Here is an 18,908-nt window from a genome sequence, read left to right as displayed (position 1 = left end):
AATGTTGTCTCTTGAACGGCATCGAGCTGGAACCTCGATGCCGTTTTGTTTTTCTGGTCCCCCCCTTAGCAAGCCATTGCATCCTCCTGGCGCGAGCACGCTTCGAGGAGATAGGCCACGGAACGGTAGGTGTGGCCCGTTTCGGCGGTCAGGCCGATCTCGCAGGTGCGGTTGGTGGAAACACCGCACGCGCAATGGGCGGGCAGTGCATCATGAATGTGGCGCAGGGCGTGCTGGTTGAGCTCCGGTACCTGGAAGCCGCGATCACCGCCGAAACCGCAGCAGGTTACGGCAGTCGGTTCGATGACCTGCTCGGCGCAGGCCTGGAGCAGGGCACGCAGTTTGGCATCGCTGCCGGTACGCTTGACGCTGCAATTGACATGTAGGGCAACGGGCTCGGCTTGCTTGGTGATCATCAGGCGCGGCAACAGCGCGTCGTGGGCAAATTCGTGGAAGTCGTAGAGCTTGAGCTTGCCGGCAAGGTGCTTGTGCATGCGGGCGGAACAGGCGCTGGCATCCATGATCACCGGGATGCGGCCATTGTCTGAAGCCTTCATCAGGGCGGCTTCCAGGGTATTGGCCATGTCTTCGGCTTCTTCCTGCATCCCCTTGCTGGCCAGCATCTGACCGCAGCACAGGGTATCGAAGCCCTCCGGCAGAATCGGCGCGTAGCCGGCACGGATCAGGAGGGTCTGGATCACGTCACCCAACTGGGCTTCGCCGGTATGGCTCGGGCCGAAAATGCGCGCGCCGCAGGTCGGGAAGTAAACCACCGGATCGCCTTGTGCCTGACGCGCAGCAGGGGCCTTGCCGGGCTGCGGCATGTTGTTCCGCCAGGCGGCGCCGGCGATCCGTTTGACCATGCCTTCTCCGATGATGTTGGTGGCGGCATGGCCGATTTTCAATCCCAGGCGGGCAGCGCCGGTAAAGGTGCCGAAATGTTCGCCAATCCAGGTGTTGACCGTCCGGCTCGTCTCGCTGAGGCGACGGCCGCGCAGGCGGCGGGTGAGGTCGCCGGTATCGATGCCCACCGGGCAGGCCGTCGAGCACAGGCCGCAGCCGGCGCAGGTGTCGAGCCCCATGTAGGCGTAGTCCTCGCCCATCTGACCGGCGTGTTCGCCTGCGGCAGCACGGCGTGACAGTTCGCGGATGCTGGTGATGCGCTGGCGCGGCGAGAGCGTCAGGCGGTGCGAGGGGCAGAGCGGCTCGCAGAAACCGCACTCGATACAGCGGTCGACGATGTCTTCCGCGGCCGGCATGGGCTTCAGGTTTTCCAGGTGGGCATGCGGGTTGTCGTTGATGATCACGCCCGGATTGAGCAGGGTTTCCGGATCGAAGAGCTGCTTGATCCGGCGCATCAGGTCGGTGGCCTCCTTGCCCCATTCCATCTCGACAAACGGGGCCATGTTGCGGCCGGTGCCGTGCTCCGCCTTGAGCGAACCGTCGTATTTCTCCACCACGAGTTTGCAGAGATCGTCCATGAAGCGGGCGTAGCGGTCGATCTCGCTGGCGTCGCCGAAGTCCTGGGTGATCACGAAATGCAGGTTGCCTTCCAGTGCGTGACCGAAAATGATGCCTTCGTGATAGCCGTGGTGGCGCATCAGTTGTTGCAGATCGAGGGTCGCATCGGCCAGCGACTCCACCGGGAAGGCGACATCCTCGATCAGTACCGTCGTGCCGGTACGACGCATGGCGCCGACGGCCGGGAAGGTGCCTTTGCGCACTTTCCAGTACATGTCGCAGGTCGCCGGGTCGGTCGAAAAGACCACCGGCTCGACCGTCGGCACGCCCGCCATGGCGGCGAGTACGGCGGAAATCTTCTCGTTCAGGCCGTCGACCGTCGGCGAGCGGACTTCGATCAGGAGTGCGGCGGCGTCTTCACCCAGTGCGCGGATGACAGGCGGCAGGCCCGGCTTGTTTTCGACCGAGTGCAGGGCGGGACGGTCGAGCAGTTCGACGGCGGAGACCGGCTGCGGTTTCAGGCGCACCACGGCATCGCAGGCGCTGCGGATGTCCGGGAAGAAAACCAGGGCAGAGGCCTTGTACGGATCTTCCGGCACAGTCTGGTAGGTGATGCGCGAGATGAAACCGAGCGTGCCTTCCGAGCCGATCATCAGATGGGCCAGGATATCGATCGGGTCTTCGTAGTCGACCAGGGCATTCAGGCTGTAGCCAGTGGTGTTCTTGATCTTGAATTTGTGGCGGATGCGGTTGGCCAGCGCCGTATTGGCCCGGGTGTGTTGTCCCAGACGCTCCAGTTCGCCGAGCAGGACGGCGTGCGATTGGCTGAAGGCGGCAATCGACAGCGGGTCTTCGGTGTCGAGCACGGTACCGTCGGCCAGCATAACGCGCAGACCGGCCAGGGTCTTGTAGCTGTTCTGGGCGGTGCCGCAGCACATGCCGGAGGCGTTGTTGGCGGCAATCCCGCCAATCTTGGCCGCGCCGATGGAAGCCGGGTCGGGGCCGATCTTCTTGCCGTGCGGGGCCAGGCGGCGATTCACCTCGCCGCCGACCATGCCAGGCCCGACGCGGACCTGACTGGCATCGTCGGCCAGTTCGAAAGTGGCAAAGCCCTCGCCGATCAGGGCGAGTACGCCGTCCGAAATGGCTTGTCCGGAAAGGCTGGTACCCGCTGCTCGGAAGGTGACGGGCGTCTTGTGCTGGCGCGCGGTGAGCAGCACCTGGCGGGCTTCTGCCTCGGATTCGACGACGGCGATCACCTGCGGAATCAGGCGGTAGAAGCTGGCATCCGTGCCATAGGCAAGGCGGCGCAAATCGTCGGTGATGACCTGGCGGGCGGGCAGGGCGGCCTGAAGGGCGGAAATCAAGGTGTTCATGGTCTCTTCTGTCTTATAGATGACTGCGGGAGATGTGATTCGGCGGACGGGCTGAGGCGTTCAGTCAAAAAAATCCCGGATGGCCAGTTCTGAAACTGGTTCTCCGGGTAAGAGGGATTAGTGCTTTTCCTTGATCAGGTCGCGCAGGCGCTTGGGAGCGGGTTGCAGCGGTGTACGGACGCGCGTCCATCCGCCCTGCCGGCGCGGGGTGAGCCAGTGGAAGCGGCTGGTCAGCCAGGACACGGCGCGATACACGCCGGGATTGCCATAGACCGTGGCCCAGGCACGCCAGATCGCCGAAATCAGCGGCCGGTGGCCGGCCCCCTGACCGCGCATGGCCGGATTGGCCTTGGGGGCGGAGAAGGATTCGGTACGCAGGCGGACCAGCAGTTCCGGGATGGGAATCTTGACCGGGCAGACTTCCCCGCAGGCGCCGCACAGCGAGGAGGCGGTCGGCATGTCGGCAGTGGCCTCCAGACCGAGCATGTGCGGCGAGACGATCTTGCCGATCGGACCCGGATAGGTCGTGCCGTAGGCATGGCCGCCGATGCGCGTGTAGACCGGGCAGTGGTTCATGCAGGCGCCGCAGCGGATGCATTGCAGGGTCTTGCGCAGTTGCTCATCGGCGTAGGCCTGGCTGCGCCCGTTGTCGAGCAGGACCAGATGGACTTCACCCGGGCCATCCTTTTCGCCGGGCTTGCGCGGCCCGGAGATCATGTTGAAGTAGGTCGAGATGTTCTGGCCGGTTGCCGAGCGCGTGAGCAGCGAGTAGAGCGGCGGCACGTGCTCCAGCTTTTCGACGATCTTCTCGATGCCGGTGATGGCAATGTGGATCGGCGGGGCGGTCGTGCACATGCGGCCATTGCCTTCGTTTTCGACCAGGCAGAGCGTGCCGGTTTCGGCCACGGCGAAATTGACGCCGGAGAGACCGACGTCGGCTTCCAGGAATTTCTGGCGCAGCACGTTGCGGCCGATCTGGATCAGTGCATCGACGTTGTCGGTGTACTCGACACCCGGCACGTTCTCGGCGAACAGGCGGGCGATTTCTTCCTTGGTCTTGTGAATCGCCGGCATGATGATGTGCGACGGCTTTTCATGGGCGAGCTGGACGATGTATTCGCCCATGTCCGACTCGAGCGCACCGATCCCGGCGGCTTCGGCAGCGTGGTTCAGCTCGATTTCCTCGCTGACCATGGACTTGCCCTTGACCATCAGCTTGGCCGAGACCTTCTGGCAGATACCCAGGATGATCGCGTTGGCTTCTTCCGGCGTTTCGGCCCAGTGCACCTGAACCCCGTTCCGGGTCAGATTGGACTCCAGCTGGACCAGGAGCTCCGGCAGGCGGGAAAGGTTGTACTGGCGAATCTGTTCGCCCAGGCTGCGCAGGCTTTCCAGTTCCACCGGGTCGGGGAACTGGGCGGCGCGCTTGCTCATCAGGAAATCCATGGCGCCACGGAAGCTCTGGCGCAGGAAGGGGTTCTCGACGACGCTCTTGGCCCGGTCGCGGAAGCCGTCGTTCGGCATGAAATGAAGCGGTTGCTGGCTCATGCTGCGTCCTCCTCCATCATCAGCACGACCAGTTCTTTCGGACCGTGCGCGCCATAGGCCAGGGTTTGCTGGATATCGGCCGTTTTCGAGGGGCCGGATATGAGCAGGGCGTTGGTCGGCAGCCCGTTGGCCCAGCCTTCCGCCGTCATGGCTTCATGGAATGTGTTGTAGATGCGGAGGGCTTCCAGCAGCACGATGTGTACCGGCGGCACCAGCGACATCAGGCGCGGCTCGGCGGCATCGGGCCACAGGATCAGCGTGCCGGTTTCGGCGATGGCGGCGCGGGCGGCCGTCAGGCTGGCCGGCGTGGCATTGAACATCTCGCTTTTCCAGGCTTCGATCCCCATGTCGTAGGTCTGACAGGTGAAGCCCTGCGGCGGCAATTCGTCGAGCACGGCGCAGCCATGCGTGGTGTCCTCGCTGACCAGAATCTGGTCAAGGCCCTTGTTGCGCAGGACGGTGGTCAGGGTGCTCAGCCAGTTGCCGGCATGCACGCTGTGCACTTCGGCGTGGGCCAGTTCGATGAAATGACGGAAGCGCTTGGCTTTCTCGGAGGCGCTCTCGGCCTGGCGATAGGTGGCATACCAGCTGGCGACATCGGGCTGGGCGCCGACGGTCGACGGGGCGGCAGCACGCAATTTGGCGAGGATGCGGTCGCGGGCGCTCATCGTGCAGCTCCTTTGCTGGTCCGGCGCAACAGGAAGCTGGCAATGTGCTCGCCCGGCAGGCTGGGCGTGCTGCAGCCAGCTTGCTCATCCTGCCACTTGGCGTGGCCGAGAATGTTCATCAGGCAGCCGCAGTCGGCGCTGACCACGCGCTCGGCGCCGGTGGCCTTCAGGGCCTTGACCTTGTCTTCGACCATGGCGCCCGAGATTTCCGGCTGCTTGACCGAGAAGGTGCCGCCAAAGCCACAGCATTCGGATTCGTGGTCCTGCTGGGCCAGCGTGACCTGCTTCAGGTCGCCGATCAGTCGCTTGCCCGTGACATGCACGCCCATTTCGCGGCGGGCCGAGCACGAGGTATGGAGGACGACCTTGCAGTCCGCACCCGTATCTTCCGGTTTGAAATCCAGGACCTCGACCAGAAATTGCGTGAATTCATACACACGGGCCGAGAGGGCGTCGGCCTGGGCCTTGCGCACCGGATCATCGGCGAACAGCGTCGGGTAGTGGTGTTTCATCATGCCGGCGCAGGAGCCGGACGGCACGACGACAGGCCAGTCATTGGGGAACAGGCTCAGTTGGTGCGCAGCCACTTTGCGGGCTTCTTCGGGAAATCCGCTGCTGTAGGCAGGTTGACCGCAGCAGGTCTGATCTTCCGGGAAATGCACGCGAATCCCTTCGCGTTCGAGCAGGGTGATGGCATCCAGGCCGGCACCCGGGAAAAACTGATCCACCACGCAGGTGGCGAAGAAATAGACATCGCCGGGTCGGGTCGGCGGCGTGGGTGTGGTGGTCATGTCGTCTCCGTCTGGATGCATTATTGATAATTACTGCAAACGGTTTTGGTCAATCAAGGTAAATTGGTATGACCAATCATTTGCGTTTTGGAAAATTTACGTGAATACCGGGACTTAGTCAATCGCATTAGGGAAAATCCTATGCTTGCGGATTCTCAAATGGCTGGTTAGAATTGCCTGGTCTTACCAATCATGGTGGTCTTACCAATGTCCGGCAAACTGCAGGTCACGCGTATTTCGGATGCCATCGCCTCCACGCTGGAGGGGCGCATCCTCGAGGGCTCATTGAAGCCCGGCGATCGCCTGCCGCCCGAGCGCGAGCTTGCGGCGGATTTGGGCGTTTCCCGTCCGAGTCTGCGCGAAGCCATTCAGAAGCTGGCCTCGAAGGGGCTGGTGCAAAGCCGTCAGGGCGGCGGCACCTATGTCACGGAAAAACTCGAATCCGCGTTTTCCGACCCCTGGGCCGAGATGATGCTGAATCACCCGAACCTGCGCGAAGACATGCTGGAATTCCGCCGCATGCTGGAAGGCCAGGCAGCCGAGTGGGCCGCCGAGCGGGCGACCGAGGCTGACCTGATGCGTCTGGAGAAGGCCTACAGCGCCTTGATGGCCGCATTTGAGTCCGACAACACGGTGCAGCGTTCTGAAGCCGACATCGCCTTTCACCAGGCCATCGGCGATGCCGCGCACAACGTGCTGATCGGTCATCTGTCGGGCGCCTTGCTCAATCTGATGCAGGACAACATCCGTCTCAACCTGGGTGAGCTGAAGACCGTGCCGGCCGCCAGCCGTCTGTTGATGACCCAGCACACCGCCATTTTCGAGGCCGTGCGCGACAAGAAGCCGCAGGCCGCTCGTTCGGCTGCTGAAACCCATATCGATTTCGTGCGCGAAACGCTGGCCCAGACCCTGCGTTCCGTTGCCCGCCGCGAGACGGCCGAGCGCCGTCTCTCCTCCGAGTTTTCACCTTCCTGATTGACCTCTTTTTAAATCCGATCCCCGAAAGGAAACAGCAATGGAAGCATTGGTCATCCCGTTCGAAAAACTGCGCATGACGGACGTCGAGCAAGTCGGCGGCAAGAACGCCTCGCTGGGCGAAATGATCTCCCAGCTCGCCGACACCGGCGTGCGCGTGCCGGGCGGTTTTGCCACCACGGCCCACGCCTACCGTGTCTTCCTGGCACAGTCCGGCCTGGACGCCAAGATCAACGCCGCCCTCGATGCGCTGGACGTTGAAGACGTGAATGCCCTGGTCAAGACCGGTGCCGAGATCCGTCAGTGGGTGCTCGATACCCCGTTCCCGATGGAACTGACCATCGCCATCACCGAGCAGTACCAGCGCCTGGTGGCCGAATCCAATGCCGACATGTCCTTCGCCGTGCGCTCTTCCGCCACCGCTGAAGACTTGCCGGATGCTTCCTTCGCCGGTCAGCAGGAAACCTTCCTGAACATCGTCGGCCTGGAAAACATCATGCACGCGATCAAGGAAGTGTTTGCTTCCCTGTACAACGACCGTGCCATTTCCTACCGCGTGCACAAGGGCTTCCTGCACGCTGACGTGGCCCTCTCTGCCGGTATCCAGCGCATGGTCCGCTCCGACAAGGGTGCGGCCGGCGTGATGTTCACCCTCGACACCGAATCCGGTTTCCGTGATGCCGTGTTCGTGACTTCCTCCTACGGCCTGGGTGAAACCGTCGTGCAGGGCGCAGTCAATCCGGACGAGTTCTACGTGCACAAGCCGATGCTCGACGCCGGCAAGAAGGCCGTCGTGCGTCGCAACCTCGGTTCCAAGATGATCAAGATGACCTTCTCGCCCGAGAAGGTTGCCGGCAAGTCCACGATCACCGAGGACGTCGAAGAATCCCTGCGTCACCAGTTCTCGATCAATGACGAAGAAGTCATGGAACTGGCCCGCTACGCCCAGATCATCGAAAAGCACTACCAGCGTCCGATGGACATCGAGTGGGGCAAGGACGGTGTCGACGGCAAGCTGTACATCCTGCAGGCCCGTCCGGAAACCGTGCAGTCCCAGGCTGCCGCCGGCAAGCAGGAGAAGTTCAAGCTGAAGTCCTACTCCAAGGTGCTGGCCTCCGGCCGTGCCATCGGTCAGAAGATTGGTGTCGGCCCGGTCCGCATCGTCAAGGATCCGAAGGAAATGGACCAGGTTAAGCCGGGCGACGTGCTGGTTGCCGACATGACCGACCCGAACTGGGAACCGGTCATGAAGCGCGCTTCCGCCATCGTCACCAACCGCGGTGGCCGTACCTGCCACGCCGCGATCATCGCGCGTGAGCTGGGTATTCCGGCCATCGTCGGCTGCGGCGACGCGACCGAGACCCTGTCCGAAGGCGAAGTGGTCACCGTCTCCTGTACCGAAGGCGATACCGGCCACGTTTACCGCGGTCGTCTCGACTACGAAATCACCACCCGCGACATCTCCGCCATGCCGGACGTCCCGGTCAAGGTCATGATGAACGTCGGCAACCCGGAACTGGCCTTCGAATTCGCCCAGCTGCCGAACGCCGGCGTGGGTCTGGCCCGTGTCGAGTTCATCATCAACAACGTGATCGGTATTCACCCGAAGGCCATCCTCGACGTCGAGCGTCTGCCGGCCTCCAAGCGCGACGAGATCAAGCGTCGTGCCCGTGGCTACGCCACGCCGAAGGACTTCTTCGTCGAAAAGCTGGTGGAAGGCGTGTCGACCATCGCCGCCGCCTTCTGGCCGAACCCGGTCATCGTCCGTCTGTCTGACTTCAAGTCCAACGAGTACCGCAAACTGCTCGGCGGCGACCTCTACGAGCCGGAAGAAGAAAACCCGATGCTCGGCTTCCGTGGCGCCTCCCGCTACATCGCTGACAGCTTCCGCGACTGTTTCGAGATGGAATGCCGCGCCATGAAGTTCGTGCGTGAAGAAATGGGCCTGACCAACGTTCAGTTGATGGTTCCGTTCGTCCGCACCGTCGGCGAAGGCCAGGCTGTCGTCGATCTGCTGGCCGAACACGGCCTGAAGCAGGGCGAAAACGACCTGAAGCTGATCATGATGTGCGAAATCCCGTCCAACGCCCTGTTGGCCGACGATTTCCTGAAGATCTTCGACGGCTTCTCGATCGGCTCCAACGACCTGACCCAGCTCAGCCTCGGCCTTGACCGCGACTCCGGCCTGGTGGCCAACCTCTTCGACGAACGCGACCCGGCCGTCAAGATGCTGCTCGCCATGGCGATTTCCGCTGCCAACAAGGCCGGCAAGTACGTCGGTATCTGCGGTCAGGGCCCGTCCGATCACCCGGATCTGGCTGAATGGCTGATGGATCAGGGCATCAGCAGCATCTCGCTGAACCCGGACACCGTGGTTGATACCTGGACCCGTCTGGCAAGCCACAAGAAGGCGTAATCGCCACGATCCACCGGTTGGCCACGGTCAACCGGGAAATCTGGGCAAAAAGGCCGGGAAGCGATTCCCGGCCTTTTTCGTTTCTGGGCGGGCTCTTGTATTTCTGTGTGTATTTCTGAAAGTGTTTCTGCGCAAGAATCGGATTGCCCGCAGGCGGGCTGCTCGCCTATCGTGCTGTTCATGCGGATAGCCGGTGCGCGCCGTGTGGTCGCGGCGCAGTCGGCAGGGCTGATTTTGGGGGTATGGACGGGGTTGACCGTCGCCTTCTGTAGCGTGTTTTTCTATGAGAGGGAGTCTTGATGCGCCTGGATGAATCCGGCACGGAACGCCACTATGCCTTGGTTGCCGAGGCCATCGCCTTCATCCGGGCGCATGCGCGGGGGCAGCCCAGCCTGGCTGCGGTGGCCGAGGCAGTGCATGTCAGCCCGCATCATTTGCAGCGCGTGTTTGCTGAATGGGCGGGGATATCGCCTAAACGCTTCCTGCAATATCTGACCAAGGAGCATGCCAAGGCACAGTTACGCGCCGCCCGCGATACCCTCGCTGTTTGTGCCGAGGCGGGCTTGAGCAGCGGTAGTCGGCTGCATGATCTGATGGTGTCGTGCGAGGCGATGACGCCGGGGGAGATCCAGGCGGGCGGTCGCGGTCTCTGCGTGGGTTATGGCATGGGGCGCTCGCTTTTCGGCATGGCGCTGATTGCCTGGACCCCGCGCGGCATTTGCCATCTGGCGTTTTTCAACGATGCCCCCGATGCCATGCTGGCGGCACTGCGGTGCAGTTGGCCGCATGCGCATTTCGAGGAAAACGACGCGATGGCAACCGATTGGCTGGCCCGGATTTTCCCGCAGACGCCGACGCGGGGCAGCTTGCATCTGCTGCTGCGCGGGACCAATTTTCAGATCAAGGTCTGGGAGGCCTTGCTGCGCATTGCACCCGGCGAGGTGCGTTCCTATCGCCAACTGGCTGCGGAGATTGGTCAGCCGTCCGCTGCGCGTGCTGTGGGCAATGCGCTGGCCGCCAATTCCTTGGGCTATCTGATTCCCTGTCATCGGGTGCTGCGCGAAGGGGGTGAGGTCGGCCAGTACCGCTGGGGCAGCGAGCGCAAGCTGGCAATGCTGGCCTGGGAGGCGGGGCAGGGGGAAGGGCAACCTTGAGCCGAAGCGGATCATGCCGGCATGATCGGCCTGCGGTCGACGTCCTGATTTGGGCATAATTCGCTTTTTTGACCGGATGGCGCACGCATGCGACTCGACAAATGGCTCTGGGTGGCCCGTTTTTTCAAGACCCGCAGTCTGGCCCAGGCAGCGGTGGAGGGCGGCAAGGTCCGGATCGGCGGCGATGTGGTCAAGCCGGCGCGTGAGGTCGGGCCGGGCATGATGCTCGAAATTCGTACCGCCGAGCAGCGTTTTGTCGTGGCCGTCAAAGCCAGTTGTGATCAACGTCGCCCGGCCAGCGAGGCGCGCCTGCTCTATGAAGAAACGGCGGAGAGCGTGGCCGAGCGGGAACGTCAGGCGGAACTGCGCCGTCTTGCACCAACGCCGCTTGCAGATCAGCGGGGGCGGCCCACCAAGCGGGATCGACGGGCCTTGGCGCGTTTTCGTGAGGGCTAGCCAGGGCGGCCTGGCCATGCTGGTTTATTTGCGCGGGGTTTCGGTTTTTGCCGCAGGCTTGTTCGCCGCTTGAATCAAGGCCTCAAGACGTTGCGTGACGGCCTTGATGTCCGCTTCGATCTCGTTCATCCGTACGGGATCAACCGGATGAGGGGTTTCATCGCCGGGATAGAAAATGCTCTCCATGGCAAAGGACTCGAGCAGGAGTTCCGAGAGGTGGCGCGTTGTCAGATAGAGCGGGCGGCGCGGGTCATTGGGCGTGAGATCGGTAAGCGAGAAGCTGTTGACCACGTTCTGCATCATCGGGGCGAGCACGCTGCGACTGCGGGCATCGGCTTCGCGCAGGCTGAGATGGCCGGATTTCAGATTGGCTTCTTCTTGGGCGATGATTTTCATGGCTGCGTCGAATTCCTTGAACGCACGGGCCATGTTTTCCTGAGCGCTCAGGCGTTTCATCTGGTCGATCTCGGCCGGCGGGGCAAGCAGGGCGAGGGCGAGGGCGGCGCTCAAGACCAGGGCACTGCTTTGCAGAAGACGGGGCAGCACTGCCACGCGCCGGACGTCGGCTGAAAAGCGTTCCGGCAGCATCCAGGCCAGGGCTGCCCCCGTGAGCAAGCCGCCGATATGGGCGGCGTTGTCGATGCCGCTGTGGGTAAACCCGTTTACCAGGGCCGAGACGATGAAAATGCCGAGATTGGTCAGCAGGGGGCGGCTGAAGGTTTCGGGCAGGCGATGACGATGCTCGAAAATGCCGACCAGCAACGCCGCCGTGATCCCGAACACAGCCCCGGATGCGCCGATCGAAACGGCGTTCTGTGCCGCGTAATGCAGGCTTGCTGCACTGCCGACGAAGCCGCTGCCCAGATAGATCAAGGCATAGCAGCGGCGGCCATAGATGCGCTCGACAAGCACGCCGGCGCTATAGAGGCCGAGCATGTTGAAAAAGAGATGCAGAGCGCCGCCGTGCAGAAAGGTCGCGCTCATCAGGCGCCAGAGGTCGCCTTTCTGGACCTCCGAGGCGGCATTGCCGCCCCAGCGCAGTAATTGGTCGGCCGGGATGCGCACAACGTGGCTGCTCAGATACGCGGTGATACCGAAAATCAGGATATTCAGGCCGACCAAGGCATGCGTCAGCCAGGGGATGGGGGCCAGGGCTTTCAGCGATGTCTGCAATGTTTCCAGTGCAGCCGGATCGCTTGGCGGGGTGGGCGTGACTCGGGATTCGGCAACCGGCGGCTCAGCGGCACAGGAGGGGGTTTGCTGCATGTCCAGGACGCGTTGTCGCTGGTGTGCGGCTTGCTGAGCAATCGGATCCTGGATCATGATGGGCCTGTTTATGTAATTTACATGATTCTAGGCTCCGTTAATCCAATTGTCATCATGGATAAAAAAAGGGCACCCCGAAGGGTGCCCAAATACAGATGCAAGGGATTACACCTGACGCATGAGAAGCAATCGCAGCGCGATCAGAAGAACAGGATGCCGCCGAAGGAGAGCGTGCGGTTCCGGTTATTGGTGTTGTTGTCGAGCACGTTGGTGATGCGCTCTTCGTTCATTTCACCGACCAGGGTGATGAATTTGTTCAGCGAGTGGTAGACGCCCAGGGTGTAGGCGCGGTTCTTGATCTGGTTCGAGCTGCTGCTCCCGCTCAGTGCATAGCCGTCCTTGTCGCGGTTCTCACCGTAGTTCAGGCCGAGCTTGGTCTTGCCGAGCTGGTAAGTGCCCTGCAGGAAATAGCCGCGCGAATCGGTCTTGTTGCCGGCGCTGTTGCCGCCGCCGAAGAATTGGGCACCCACCGTGGAAAGACCCAGACCGCTGCCCGTGAAGGCGTAAGCGACCGTCTCGAAGTTGCCCATTTTCAGCTTGCCGCCCAGTTCGAAGCCGGAGGCGGAGAAGGATTTCTTGGAGCACGGCTCGGTCGAGCAGCTCGTCGTTTGCGAGACCACACCGCTCCAGACTTTGCCGGGCAGGTTGCCTTGCCAATCGTAATCGACCTTGGCCTGGAAGCCCGGGGTCTTGGTTTCATCGCCGGCAAACTTGCTCGGCTGGAAGATCCCGGCCGCTGCCTGGAGACCGCCCAGCTTCGGCGTCGTGTAGGTGATCTGCGGCTGGAAGCCGGTGTACATGTAGCCGTGGCCGATCATGCCGAAGGTGGTGTTGTACGGGATGCCGGCATTACTGGTGCCGCCGACGCCCAGCAGGGTCATGTCGGACAGGATGATGTTCTGGGCAAACAGGCCGATGTCACGCCCGAGCTTCAGGGTACCCCATTCGTTGTTGCCGAACTGGAAGTAGACGTTACGGGTGTCGATCTGGCTGTATGGGTTGATGTTGCCCGCGCTGCCGTCTGCATTGTTGCCGATCGGCAGGCCGACGACCTGGGAGTTGCTGTTGATGCCCGGCGCAAAGCTGATATGGCCCTTGATGTCGATATCGTCGACCTTGGTGGTGGCGACAAAGTTGATCCAACCCGGCAGGAGACCGTTGGAAAGGGCGCTGTTGGATTTGCGGGTGGTGACCCCCGTGCTCTGGTTGGTGGTCTTTTCTTCGCGGTTTACGTAGAAACCGTTGATCGTACCGTTGATATCGAGCGTGACGCCTTCATGGGTGAAACTGACGGCATGGGCATGGGAAGCAAGGCCGGCCAGCAGGGCAACGACCAGGGGGCGGGTAACGAAAGCTGTGTGCATGGAGTGTCTCCGGGTTCGAATTGTCTTGGGTGCATTGAATGGCCAATGGGGCTGGCCAGCCGGCAGGCCTTAGCGCGAAGTGCGTGCCAGGGTGACATGCATGACCCGGAATAGGGGTGTGATTACTGATGATTCAATAAGTTACGCAATGATTGATGCCGTGGAGTGATCCCTGCTTGCGGCGTCCCAGATTTCAACAGGTGAAACAATGGCTGATCCAATCCGAAACATCCCCTGAAAGGAGGGGGGCACTTCCTGCGAAAGAGGGATGGGGGCGCGAAGCGGGTTCTTTTAAGATGGAGCGCCTTGTTGTCAGTGCCTGATTTGAGGCCGCGCCGAATGCCTGCCGATACCGTTGTCTTACCGCAAGCCCTGGAACTCTCCGATGAAGATATTCTCGACGCACTGGCCCAGGTGCCGGGTTATATCGACATCAGCACCGAAGATTTCCGGGTTGTCTATCATCTGGCCTGGCAGCATGCGCTGGCCCGCCTGACGGCAGCGCAGGATTCGCCGGCGCCTGATTCGGAAGCACAGGCGTGATGCAGTTTGGCGCCGTGCAGGCCTATCTGCGCAAAATGCGGGGTACCACCCGTGGCAGCCCGCCCCGGGTCAGTGCTGCTGAAATCCTCTGGTCCTGGCTGGGGGCATTCATCGGCATCGCCGTGCTTGGTGTGCTCGCCGAGTGGCAATTTCCCGGTGGCGATCATCTGCTGCTGATCGGTTCCTTTGGTGCATCTGCCGTCCTGCTGTTCGGTGCTTCCCGTAGCCCGTTGGCGCAGCCGCGCAATGTCGTGGGCGGGCATGTGCTTTCCGCCCTGGTCGGGGTGCTCTGCTGGCAATGCTTGTCCTTCGTGCCCTGGCTGGCTGCCGCATTGGCGGTATCGACGGCGATTGCGCTGATGCACTGGAGCCGCACCCTGCATCCGCCCGGCGGCGCAACGGCTTTGATTGCGGTGATTGGCTCGCCGGAGATTCATCGCCTGGGGTTTGCCTATCTCTGGATGCCGGTCGGCGTCGGGGCTGTGTTGCTTGTGGTGCTCGCGGTGTTGTTCAACAACCTGGTGCCTCAACGACGCTATCCGGAAATCTGGTCCTGACGGCGGTTGACCGTCGGTGTGCTTGTTTTCCCCGGTGACGCCGCTCAAAATCGATGCCTTGGATTCAAGCTGGATTGATATGCACCGCCGAGGCTTTCTCTTCTTTGCGTCGTTGTTGCCGGTTGCCTGCACTCGCCAGGCCCCCCTGCCTTTCAAGTCTACGAACCTGAACGGGGCGAATTTCGGCCGGGATTTCGCCCTGGATGATCCCGACGGTCGACGACGTTCCCTGGCCGATTTTCGCGGCAAGGTTGTGGTGTTGTTTTTTGGTTATGCCAGTTGTCCGGATGTCTGCCCGACCACGCTGGCCAAGCTGGCGACGACGATGGGGTTGCTGGGCGAAGCGGCGGCGCGGGTGCAGGTGATCTTTGTGACGGTGGATCCGGCGCGCGATACGGCGACGCGCCTGAAGGACTTCGTGCCCTGGTTTCATCCGGATTTTCTGGCCTTGCGGGGCACGCCCGAGGCAACAAAGGCGGTTTTGAGCGAATTCCGGGCAACTGCCATACCGCGTCCGATCGAAGGCAGCATGGGCTATGTCATCGATCACAGCGCGGGCTGTTATGTCTTCGATCCGGCGGGAAAACTGCGTCTTTACGCCCCGGATACCCTGAGCGCCCAAGACCTGGCGGCGGATCTGCGTCTCTTGCTGGCGGCGGCCTGAGCCGCGTTGATCGGCGCGCACTCAGGGGTTGAGACAAGCGTCGGATCAGTGCGCCGCTGCGGAACGCGGTTGGCGAATCCAGTCGGTGATGTGCTGAATGGTCTCGGCTTCCTTGCCGATGAAGCCGTGGTAATGATGGGGCTCGCAGGCATCGCCGCTGACCGGGCCGCCGCCGCTGATCAGGATCAGTTCCCGGAACGGTGCGGCATTGAGGGCGCGTAAGACCGCGGGGGCTTCGTAGGCGCGACAGGCCCAGCAGGCGTCGTCCTGGTGATGGACCATCAGGACCGGAATACGGATCTTGTCCAGCGCTTGTCGGGGCAGTGCCCCCGGCAGTTTCCAGGCCAGGATGCTGGACGTCATCACAATCCCGGCCAGTTCGTCGCCCAGGGCAATCGCGGCGGCGGCGGCGGAGACCGTGCCGCGGCTGGTGCCGATCAGCCAGACCGGCTTGCCATGCCGGGCTTTCAGGCTTGCCACCACCTGGCGCAGATCGGCCAGATGCGCTTCGCCGGTACGGGTTCCGTTATCCAGATCGGGGATGTCCGACGGTCGACTGACCACCGCGACATGAAATCCGGCATCGACAAAACGCTGCCGTTCCCGCACCAGAAAATTCTGGCTGCTCGGTGCGCCATCGACCAGCTTGCCGAACCCGCCATTACCGCCAGGCAACAACACCAGCGTCGCATGGGCAGCCGGATTCAGCATCTCGTAAACCGGGACCTGGACGCCGGGTCGGGTGTCGATGCGCAGCAGGGTGTCGGCCTGTGCCGAGCACGCCAGGAGACCGGCGATGAATAGGCTGGCAAGCAGGGGGGCGAGCAGGCGGAGGCGGGGCATGGGGCGAGGCTCAGCGCAGGATGTAGTTGTGATCCGGTTGCAGCGGAGGCGGCGGCGTCTCGCCGAGCAGTTCGCGCAAGCTGCCTTCGATGCCGATGACCAGGGCATCCAGGGCCAGGTCGTTGGGCGCGCGCCCGAAAGGTTCCTCGATCTCGTCGCTCAGGGCTTCCAGTGCAAAGAAGGTGTAGGACACGAAGGTCACGACGAGGGGCGTCATGACCCCGATCACATCGACCAGTCCGAAGGGGAGCAGCATGCAGTACAGATAGGCGCTGCGATGCAGGATCACGGAATAGGTGAAGGGCAAGGGGGTGTTGGCAATGCGCTCGCAACTGCCGATGGCCATGGACAGCGCATCCAGCGAATCTTCCATGGTGTTGGCCAGCATGGGCTGCAAGCGTCCTGCCTGGCGTTCCTGTTGCAGCCATTGGGCGAGCCAGAGCAGTACCCGTTGCGGCGGCTGGCGTACGCCGGCCAGTGTTGCGCGCAGTTCGTCAGGCAACAAGGCCTCCGTACCCAGTGTGGCCGGTTCGCCGCGCAGCTGGTTGCGGGTGGTGGCCGCCAAGCCGGCCAGGGCGAGGACAAAGCGGCGGGCATCGCTGCCCTGATCAATCAGGGTCAGCGCCTTGCGTGCGAGATTCCGGGTTTCCACCAGCATGGCGCCCCATTGCTTGCGTGCTTCCCAGTAGCGGTCGTAGCTCGCGTTGATGCGAAAACCGAGAAAGATGGCCAGCGCAACGCCCATCAGCGAGAACGGACCTGAGGTCAGCGTGACTTTCCAGTGAAAGACCTGACCATGAAGCACAACCACCGCCGAAGAAAGTGCCAGGATGAAGAGCTGCTGGCTGAAAATCTGCGTGACCAGCGAGCCGCGGCGGACAAAAAGGAGGTGCAGCCAGTGAGGGCGGGGGCGAACGATCATGGAGCCGGGCGGTGAGGCAAAAGCGTTATTCTCGCGGGATTTTCCGGGTGTGTCTGTATGCCGCAGGTAACGGCGGGGCAGCATATTGTTGCAATTTATGAAATAAATATGCGACTTATTTGGTGTTTGTTGATTGTTTGGCTGTGAATAAACTCCGTTTCGTCGTTACCCCCCCTTACGGAGAAAACACCATGCGTATCCTCAAACAGTTTGTTCGTCACGCCCTGCCGGTCATCGCAGCCAGCGTGTTTGCCCTGCCGGCCAGTCAGGCTCAGGAGTCCACCCCGCTCAATCTGAAGGTCTATAACGCCAGCGCGGGCAGCTTTAACGCCAATGCGGTGATCCTGAGCGGCAAGCAGGAAGCCATGGTCATCGACACGGGCTTCACCCGTGCCGATGCCCTGCGGATTGCCGCCGATGTGCTGGATACCGGCAAAACCCTGAAAACCATCCTGATCAGCAACGCCGATCCGGACTACTACTTCGGGGCCGAAGTGTTGAAGGAAATTTTCCCGCAGGCCCGTGTCGTGAGTACGCCCGCGGTGCGTGAGAAGATCCAGGCCAAACTGGCCGGCAAGGTGGCCTTCTGGAGCCCGAAGATGGGGCCGGCCAATGCGCCGCGTCAGCCCATCGTGCCGGAAGCCTTGACCGAAACGACCTTGCGCGTGGATGGTGAAGCCGTGGAACTGCGCGGCACGGAAGGAATACTGGCGCATCGCCCGTATGTCTGGATTCCGTCCATCGGCGCCATTGCCGGAAACGTCGCGGTTTTGGGCAATCTCCACGTGTGGACCGCCGACACGCAGCAACTGGCCGAACGTCAGGCCTGGGTGCGCCAGCTCGACGAGATGCTCGCCCTGAAGCCGCGCCTGGTCGTGCCGGGTCACATGCAGGCCGGTACGGCACTGGATGAGCGGAACATCCGTTATACCCGCGAATATCTGGTGCGTTACGAGCAGGCCTCGGCCCGTCACAAGGATTCTGCCGGCCTGATCGCTGAAATGAAGGCGGCTTATCCGAATGTTGCCTTGGGCATGGCGCTCGATATCGGTGCCAAGGTGACGACCGGCGAAATGAAGTGGTAAGTCGTTTCTGAACCGCGTCCGGATGGACATGAAAAAGCCCCTGTCGCTGTCATGCGGCAGGGGCTTTTGTTTGCGGGGCCGCAATGTGGTAGCTGTCGCCCATTTCGCAGAGGGCAGGGACACTTAATCTTCATTCTTATGCTGTTTTATTACGCATCAGATCCCGAGAGGGCTGAAGGGGGGATGAGGTGATTGAGTTGGGAAAGCGACCAATCAGGCATTGAGAGAGCGTTGCGGATAAGCAATGCTCGCAAGAGCAAAACTGGGTTCAAGTGGCAGAGCGACGCGGATGCGGGATGCGACAATGCACGGCATAATTATGCTTTTGGCAATTTTGCGGACTGCAAATACGCAGGCCGCAGCTAATCCAATTCACATACAGGTGATCACGAGTAGAAATGTGTTCGTTAGGAATGTTGTCGAGGAGTCGAAATGAATACTACGTACCGCAGCTATTTCGCCAAGAGCGGTCCGAACGTGTTGGCCTACCGCTACGCCTTGAAGGAACTCAACCCCTTCGCCCTGCTCGGTGCCGACTACAGCAAACACAACCAGAACGGCGAACTGATACCCCCAAAAGACCCATTTGATCGAGCGCTACGGTCAACTGGGAAAAAGGGCCAAAAACGAAACGCCAATAGCTCTTTTTATGCTGCCTTCACGGCGATCGGGGGAGTTGCAGTGTATTGACCCAGCAGAACCTGCTCAACTTACGCTGCTAATGCGAATGCCTCAGCAGGGGTTTTCATACCGAGCGAC

17 protein-coding genes are annotated in these 18,908 nt (G+C 61.8%); 9 read left to right on the top strand and 8 right to left on the bottom strand.

Annotated features, from left to right (window positions below; genetic code table 11):
• Positions 1–65 precede the first annotated feature (65 nt).
• The 4 genes from AACO21_RS13010 to AACO21_RS12995 form a co-directional block, all read right to left on the bottom strand.
• A complete protein-coding gene (locus AACO21_RS13010; RefSeq protein WP_346192954.1) occupies positions 66–2,837 on the bottom strand; it encodes an FAD-binding and (Fe-S)-binding domain-containing protein in 2,772 nt (923 codons plus the stop codon).
• Positions 2,838–2,954: 117 nt separating this feature from the next.
• Positions 2,955–4,385 carry a LutB/LldF family L-lactate oxidation iron-sulfur protein gene (locus AACO21_RS13005; protein WP_346192953.1) on the bottom strand — a complete coding sequence of 477 codons (1,431 nt, stop codon included), beginning with the start codon at positions 4,383–4,385 and terminating at the stop codon, positions 2,955–2,957.
• Entirely contained in the window at positions 4,382–5,053 is a 672-nt protein-coding gene (locus AACO21_RS13000) for a lactate utilization protein C (RefSeq protein ID WP_346192952.1), read from the bottom strand. The genes AACO21_RS13005 and AACO21_RS13000 overlap by 4 nt, the downstream gene beginning before the upstream one ends.
• Positions 5,050–5,844, bottom strand: coding sequence for a (Fe-S)-binding protein (locus AACO21_RS12995; protein WP_346192951.1), 795 nt, complete (start codon positions 5,842–5,844; stop codon positions 5,050–5,052). The genes AACO21_RS13000 and AACO21_RS12995 overlap by 4 nt, the downstream gene beginning before the upstream one ends.
• A gap of 207 nt (positions 5,845–6,051) precedes the next feature.
• Between AACO21_RS12995 and AACO21_RS12990 the strand changes: the two genes are divergently transcribed.
• The 4 genes from AACO21_RS12990 (at position 6,052) to AACO21_RS12975 (ending at position 10,845) form a co-directional block, all read left to right on the top strand.
• Complete coding sequence (locus tag AACO21_RS12990) at positions 6,052–6,819, top strand: FCD domain-containing protein (RefSeq protein WP_346192950.1); 768 nt, start codon at positions 6,052–6,054, stop codon at positions 6,817–6,819.
• A gap of 40 nt (positions 6,820–6,859) precedes the next feature.
• Positions 6,860–9,235 (top strand): phosphoenolpyruvate synthase, encoded by a 2,376-nt coding sequence (ppsA, locus tag AACO21_RS12985; protein WP_346192949.1) that lies wholly within the window; start codon positions 6,860–6,862, stop codon positions 9,233–9,235.
• A gap of 299 nt (positions 9,236–9,534) precedes the next feature.
• Positions 9,535–10,389 carry a methylated-DNA--[protein]-cysteine S-methyltransferase gene (locus AACO21_RS12980; protein WP_346192948.1) on the top strand — a complete coding sequence of 285 codons (855 nt, stop codon included), beginning with the start codon at positions 9,535–9,537 and terminating at the stop codon, positions 10,387–10,389.
• A gap of 87 nt (positions 10,390–10,476) precedes the next feature.
• Positions 10,477–10,845, top strand: a complete 369-nt coding sequence (locus tag AACO21_RS12975; protein WP_346192947.1) for a S4 domain-containing protein — start codon at positions 10,477–10,479, stop codon at positions 10,843–10,845.
• A 24-nt stretch (positions 10,846–10,869) separates the two neighbouring features.
• Here AACO21_RS12975 and AACO21_RS12970 read toward each other — a convergent pair whose 3' ends face one another.
• Together AACO21_RS12970 and AACO21_RS12965 are read right to left on the bottom strand one after the other, a co-directional pair.
• Positions 10,870–12,168: a rhomboid family intramembrane serine protease gene (locus AACO21_RS12970; protein ID WP_346192946.1), complete on the bottom strand. Its 1,299-nt coding sequence runs from the start codon at positions 12,166–12,168 to the stop codon at positions 10,870–10,872.
• A 143-nt stretch (positions 12,169–12,311) separates the two neighbouring features.
• Complete coding sequence (locus AACO21_RS12965) at positions 12,312–13,535, bottom strand: porin (RefSeq protein WP_346192945.1); 1,224 nt, start codon at positions 13,533–13,535, stop codon at positions 12,312–12,314.
• A 339-nt stretch (positions 13,536–13,874) separates the two neighbouring features.
• On the opposite strand from AACO21_RS12965, the gene AACO21_RS12960 reads away from it, so the two are divergent.
• The 3 genes from AACO21_RS12960 (at position 13,875) to AACO21_RS12950 (ending at position 15,299) form a co-directional block, all read left to right on the top strand.
• Positions 13,875–14,078 carry a hypothetical protein gene (locus AACO21_RS12960; protein ID WP_346192944.1) on the top strand — a complete coding sequence of 68 codons (204 nt, stop codon included), beginning with the start codon at positions 13,875–13,877 and terminating at the stop codon, positions 14,076–14,078.
• Positions 14,078–14,635: an HPP family protein gene (locus AACO21_RS12955; RefSeq protein ID WP_346193019.1), complete on the top strand. Its 558-nt coding sequence runs from the start codon at positions 14,078–14,080 to the stop codon at positions 14,633–14,635. The genes AACO21_RS12960 and AACO21_RS12955 overlap by 1 nt, the downstream gene beginning before the upstream one ends.
• Positions 14,636–14,714: 79 nt before the next feature.
• A complete protein-coding gene (locus tag AACO21_RS12950; RefSeq protein WP_346192943.1) occupies positions 14,715–15,299 on the top strand; it encodes an SCO family protein in 585 nt (194 codons plus the stop codon).
• A gap of 45 nt (positions 15,300–15,344) precedes the next feature.
• Here the strand turns inward: AACO21_RS12950 and AACO21_RS12945 are convergent, their stop codons facing one another.
• On the bottom strand, positions 15,345–16,142 hold the full coding sequence (locus AACO21_RS12945; RefSeq protein WP_346192942.1) for a hypothetical protein: 798 nt from the start codon (positions 16,140–16,142) through the stop codon (positions 15,345–15,347).
• 10 nt (positions 16,143–16,152) lie between these two features.
• The gene (locus tag AACO21_RS12940; protein WP_346192941.1) at positions 16,153–17,064 is read right to left on the bottom strand and encodes a bestrophin family ion channel; all 912 of its coding nucleotides are present in this window, start codon (positions 17,062–17,064) and stop codon (positions 16,153–16,155) included.
• Between the two features lie 191 nt (positions 17,065–17,255).
• Between AACO21_RS12940 and AACO21_RS12935 the strand changes: the two genes are divergently transcribed.
• Positions 17,256–18,149, top strand: coding sequence for an MBL fold metallo-hydrolase (locus tag AACO21_RS12935; protein WP_346192940.1), 894 nt, complete (start codon positions 17,256–17,258; stop codon positions 18,147–18,149).
• A 432-nt stretch (positions 18,150–18,581) separates the two neighbouring features.
• On the top strand, positions 18,582–18,839 hold the full coding sequence (locus AACO21_RS12930; protein ID WP_346192939.1) for a hypothetical protein: 258 nt from the start codon (positions 18,582–18,584) through the stop codon (positions 18,837–18,839).
• Positions 18,840–18,908: the final 69 nt, after the last annotated feature.

This window comes from Dechloromonas sp. ZS-1 (genome assembly GCF_039649255.1).
In the GTDB taxonomy this organism is placed as follows: Bacteria; Pseudomonadota; Gammaproteobacteria; order Burkholderiales; family Rhodocyclaceae; genus Azonexus.
The sequence above is the reverse complement of the archived record's forward strand: the minus strand, read 5'-3'. Positions and strand labels throughout refer to the sequence as shown.

Excerpts from the sequence above, each read along its gene's own strand:
- AACO21_RS13010 (WP_346192954.1), bottom strand. The coding sequence starts at position 2,837 with ATGAACACCTTGATTTCCGCCCTTCAGGCCGCCCTGCCCGCCCGCCAG.
- AACO21_RS13005 (WP_346192953.1), bottom strand. The coding sequence starts at position 4,385 with ATGAGCCAGCAACCGCTTCATTTCATGCCGAACGACGGCTTCCGCGAC.
- AACO21_RS13000 (WP_346192952.1), bottom strand. The coding sequence starts at position 5,053 with ATGAGCGCCCGCGACCGCATCCTCGCCAAATTGCGTGCTGCCGCCCCG.
- AACO21_RS12995 (WP_346192951.1), bottom strand. The coding sequence starts at position 5,844 with ATGACCACCACACCCACGCCGCCGACCCGACCCGGCGATGTCTATTTC.
- AACO21_RS12990 (WP_346192950.1), top strand. The coding sequence starts at position 6,052 with ATGTCCGGCAAACTGCAGGTCACGCGTATTTCGGATGCCATCGCCTCC.
- ppsA (WP_346192949.1), top strand. The coding sequence starts at position 6,860 with ATGGAAGCATTGGTCATCCCGTTCGAAAAACTGCGCATGACGGACGTC.
- AACO21_RS12980 (WP_346192948.1), top strand. The coding sequence starts at position 9,535 with ATGCGCCTGGATGAATCCGGCACGGAACGCCACTATGCCTTGGTTGCC.
- AACO21_RS12975 (WP_346192947.1), top strand. The coding sequence starts at position 10,477 with ATGCGACTCGACAAATGGCTCTGGGTGGCCCGTTTTTTCAAGACCCGC.
- AACO21_RS12970 (WP_346192946.1), bottom strand. The coding sequence starts at position 12,168 with ATGATCCAGGATCCGATTGCTCAGCAAGCCGCACACCAGCGACAACGC.
- AACO21_RS12965 (WP_346192945.1), bottom strand. The coding sequence starts at position 13,535 with ATGCACACAGCTTTCGTTACCCGCCCCCTGGTCGTTGCCCTGCTGGCC.
- AACO21_RS12960 (WP_346192944.1), top strand. The coding sequence starts at position 13,875 with ATGCCTGCCGATACCGTTGTCTTACCGCAAGCCCTGGAACTCTCCGAT.
- AACO21_RS12955 (WP_346193019.1), top strand. The coding sequence starts at position 14,078 with ATGCAGTTTGGCGCCGTGCAGGCCTATCTGCGCAAAATGCGGGGTACC.
- AACO21_RS12950 (WP_346192943.1), top strand. The coding sequence starts at position 14,715 with ATGCACCGCCGAGGCTTTCTCTTCTTTGCGTCGTTGTTGCCGGTTGCC.
- AACO21_RS12945 (WP_346192942.1), bottom strand. The coding sequence starts at position 16,142 with ATGCCCCGCCTCCGCCTGCTCGCCCCCCTGCTTGCCAGCCTATTCATC.
- AACO21_RS12940 (WP_346192941.1), bottom strand. The coding sequence starts at position 17,064 with ATGATCGTTCGCCCCCGCCCTCACTGGCTGCACCTCCTTTTTGTCCGC.
- AACO21_RS12935 (WP_346192940.1), top strand. The coding sequence starts at position 17,256 with ATGCGTATCCTCAAACAGTTTGTTCGTCACGCCCTGCCGGTCATCGCA.
- AACO21_RS12930 (WP_346192939.1), top strand. The coding sequence starts at position 18,582 with ATGAATACTACGTACCGCAGCTATTTCGCCAAGAGCGGTCCGAACGTG.